Below are 2,495 nucleotides of genomic sequence, written 5' to 3'. Positions count from 1 at the left end.
GTATCGCTCGACGAACCGCCTCTGTCGTCGTGGCGCTCCCATGGTGAACCTGGCCCATAGCGCCTCCTTCCACTCACGCGAAAAGACTGCACCATCAAAGCCCGGGATCAAACAGCTAGGCGGGTCTGCTGAAGCGGCCATGCTGTAGGAAGTGCCGCGTCTGCTCGATCGCCTCGCGGTTGCGCATGATCAGTGGATGTGTCGCGTGCAGCGTGATGTGATCGCTCATCCCGGTGGCGCGGGTGCGCACAACCGAGACCCGGCCGTCATTTGGCCGCGGCAATAGCAGGGACGAGAGTGGATAGAACGAGCGGTGGCCAGCGATCACGCCGAGCGGATAGTCGACTGGGCCGAGGATGCGGAGCAACTGCTCCGGCCTTGCCGTAACCAGCTCCGCGCCGGCCGGACCGAAGAACGCGCGATAGAGCGGGTTTCCCTTCAGCAGATCGGCGATCTCGCTGCCTCGTTGGGGGGCGCCAGCATCACGACATGGCCGAGCCGCTCTGGGCGGTGGCGGGTGATATAGGAGCGCGCCACTAGCCCTCCCATCGAATGAGTGACGAAATGCAGTCGGCCGTCGAGCCCGCCGCTGAAGCGCGCGATCGGCTCATGCAGTTGCGAGGCAATGTCGTCGAGGCCGTTGCTGCGCGCGGGATAGTCGAGGTTCAGGGTCCCGTAGCCATCGGCCTTCAGAATGCGTTCGAGCCCCGAGAGCGATCCGGAGCGCCGCGCAATGCCGTGCAGTAGAACGATGCCGTCCATGGGCCGCCATGCCTTACTGCGCGCTGGATAGAGGGATCGTTACCGTAGGTCGAGGAGGGGCACGTGTTTTCGCCATCCGGATGCCCGCCGCATGCTCGAAACCTGCGGCGACTATGCTTAAGTAGGCGGGGCTCGCGGCCCGCTCGCGCGTATGATGCGGTGCGTCTAAACTGCGCTCCGGCGCCGCGGGCCGAACAGGGACCGATAGCCATGATCAGTACCGACACCGATATTCTCGCCACGGCCGAGAGTTGGGCCAAGGCCGGGCGCGGCGTGGCGCTTGCCACTGTGATCGAGACCTGGGGCTCCGCCCCCCGCCCGGTGGGCTCGCATCTTGTCATCGATCAAGAGGGTAATTTCCTCGGCTCGGTCTCCGGAGGCTGCGTCGAGGGCGCCGTGGTGGAAGAGGCTGCCGACGTCATCGCCGATGGACAGGCGCGCACGCTTGAATTCGGCGTCGCGGACGAGACGGCCTGGAAGGTCGGTCTCTCCTGCGGCGGTCGCATTCGGGTCTATGTCGAGAAGGTGCACTGATGGCTTCCTGGGAAACACTTGCCGCCTTCGCGGTGTTGACGATCGCTGTCGCTTATTTCCCCGGCCCGGCTCTGCTTTACACGGCGGCGCAGACGATTACTCATGGCCGCCGCGCTGGCTTCATGGCGATGCTGGGCATCCATCTCGGCTGCTACCTGCATGTCATCGCAGCTGCCTTCGGCCTCTCGGCCGTGTTCAAGCATGTGCCGGAACTCTATGTCGCGGTGAAGCTCGCCGGCGCGCTCTATCTGGTCTGGCTCGGCATCGGCATGATCCGCTCCAGGCTCGGCGGAACGGATGTCGATGTCTCGCCGCCCAAGACCGTGAAACGGGCGTTGCTCGATTCCTTCATCGTCGAGGTGCTGAACCCCAAGGTGGCGCTGTTCTTCATCGCGTTGTTGCCGCAGTTCGTTAACCCCGCGGCGTCCCTGCCGGTCTGGGCGCAGTTCCTGATCCTCGGCACGATCGTGAATTTCGCCTTTTCCTCGGCCGATTTCGTGACGGTGCTGGGAGCATCGGCGGTCGTCAAGACGATGAAGAAGACCAAGTCCGGATTTGCCTTCGGCCGCTGGCTCGGTGGTTCTCTGATGATCGGCCTTGGCGTCAAGCTTGCGACCGACAGGGGCTGAGGCATGGATCTTTCGCTGCTCTCCGCGCTCAATGTCGAGCGCGCCGCCCGCCGTGCCGCAGTGCTGGTCACTGATATCGGCAGCGGTGCTCAACGGCTGGTAGGGGAGGCCGATCTCGCGACCGATCCGCTGGCTGGCCTGCTCGACAAGCAATTGCGTACCGGCAAGAGCGGTACGGTCGAGACGGAGGGGACACGTTACTTCCTGACCGTGCAGGTGCCTCCGCCGCGCGTCGTGGTCACCGGTGCGGTGCATATCTCGCAGGCGATGGCGCCGATGGCGAAGTTGCTGGATCTCGATGTCGCCATCATCGATCCGCGGACCGCCTTTGCTACGCCCGAACGCTTTCCCGACGTGACGCTGCTGCCGGAGTGGCCGGATGAAGCGATCAAGCAGCTCGGCCTCGATAGCTATACCGCCTTCGTCGCCCTGACCCCCGATCCGAAAATCGACGATCCCGGGCTGGAGGCGGCCTTGCGCTCGGACTGCTTCTATATCGGGGCGCTGGGCAGCCGGAAGACGCATGGCAGGCGCAACGAGCGCCTGACGGCGGCTGGCTTCGATGAGGCG

At 64.6% G+C, this 2,495-nt stretch carries 5 protein-coding genes; 3 read left to right on the top strand and 2 right to left on the bottom strand.

The window, feature by feature from the left end; all coding sequences use genetic code 11:
* Positions 1-115: 115 nt before the first annotated feature.
* Together AC1DRP_RS36200 and AC1DRP_RS36195 are read right to left on the bottom strand one after the other, a co-directional pair.
* Entirely contained in the window at positions 116-367 is a 252-nt protein-coding gene (locus AC1DRP_RS36200) for a hypothetical protein (RefSeq protein WP_441506183.1), read from the bottom strand.
* A 71-nt stretch (positions 368-438) separates the two neighbouring features.
* Positions 439-762, bottom strand: a complete 324-nt coding sequence (locus AC1DRP_RS36195; RefSeq protein WP_441506182.1) for an esterase/lipase family protein — start codon at positions 760-762, stop codon at positions 439-441.
* Between the two features lie 210 nt (positions 763-972).
* On the opposite strand from AC1DRP_RS36195, the gene AC1DRP_RS36190 reads away from it, so the two are divergent.
* From AC1DRP_RS36190 to AC1DRP_RS36180, 3 genes are all read left to right on the top strand, one after another.
* Positions 973-1,296, top strand: a complete 324-nt coding sequence (locus tag AC1DRP_RS36190) for an XdhC family protein (RefSeq protein ID WP_441491439.1) — start codon at positions 973-975, stop codon at positions 1,294-1,296.
* Positions 1,296-1,925 (top strand): LysE family translocator, encoded by a 630-nt coding sequence (locus AC1DRP_RS36185; RefSeq protein WP_441506181.1) that lies wholly within the window; start codon positions 1,296-1,298, stop codon positions 1,923-1,925. The genes AC1DRP_RS36190 and AC1DRP_RS36185 overlap by 1 nt, the downstream gene beginning before the upstream one ends.
* Positions 1,926-1,928: 3 nt before the next feature.
* A partial coding sequence (locus tag AC1DRP_RS36180) for an XdhC family protein (RefSeq protein WP_476771098.1) occupies positions 1,929-2,495 on the top strand: 567 nt, incomplete at its 3' end.

This window comes from Allobosea sp. 01N443, from assembly GCF_056399325.1.
The sequence above is the reverse complement of the archived record's forward strand: the minus strand, read 5'-3'. Positions and strand labels throughout refer to the sequence as shown.

Bases quoted from the DNA above. Each gene is read 5' to 3' on its own strand.
- AC1DRP_RS36195 (WP_441506182.1), bottom strand. From the start codon at position 762: ATGGACGGCATCGTTCTACTGCACGGCATTGCGCGGCGCTCCGGATCG.
- AC1DRP_RS36190 (WP_441491439.1), top strand. From the start codon at position 973: ATGATCAGTACCGACACCGATATTCTCGCCACGGCCGAGAGTTGGGCC.
- AC1DRP_RS36185 (WP_441506181.1), top strand. From the start codon at position 1,296: ATGGCTTCCTGGGAAACACTTGCCGCCTTCGCGGTGTTGACGATCGCT.